This window comes from Streptococcus sp. HMSC077F03 (assembly GCF_001812375.1).
GTDB lineage: Bacteria > Bacillota > Bacilli > Lactobacillales > Streptococcaceae > Streptococcus > Streptococcus oralis_S.
Genome location: NZ_KV808785.1, coordinates 1 through 506 on the forward strand (window position 1 = coordinate 1; position 506 = coordinate 506).

The 506-nt window shown below is 49.2% G+C and carries 1 protein-coding gene; it reads right to left on the minus strand.

Annotated features, from left to right (window positions below; all coding sequences use genetic code 11):
• Positions 1 to 506 (minus strand): hypothetical protein (locus HMPREF2853_RS05160; protein ID WP_148131401.1); only part of this gene is annotated, 506 nt, incomplete at both ends.

Consider the following 506-nt stretch of genomic DNA (forward strand, 5'->3'; position numbering starts at 1 on the left):
CCATCTTCGAAAGTTGGCTCTACTGTTTCATCGATTGGAACCAGTGGATCACCACCTTGGAAGGTTGGAGTACCAGTTTGTGGAAGTCCTTGAGGACCTGTGCTCGTTGCGCCAGTTCCTGTTGGGGTCACTTTCGTAAACTCTGGGCTGTAAGTCGCAGTAACTGGAGTGCCATTCTTATCCACACGTTTGACTGTGACTGGATCTGGGTTTCCAACAAACTGTTTATCTGGAGTGAAGGTCACTGTACCGTCTGGTGCAATCGTGTAAGTTCCTTGACCTGGAATAGATTTCTCTTTGCTTCCATCTTCGAAAGTTGGCTCGACTGTTTCATCGATTGGAACCAGTGGATTACCGCCTTGGAAGGTTGGAGTGCCCGTTTGTGGAACACCTTGAGGGCCTGTGCTAGTTGCGCCGGTTCCTGTAGGTGTTACTTCTTTCACCACTGCTTGGTACTTGACTGTAACAGGAGTGCCATTGGCATCCACACGAGTCAATTCAAGCTC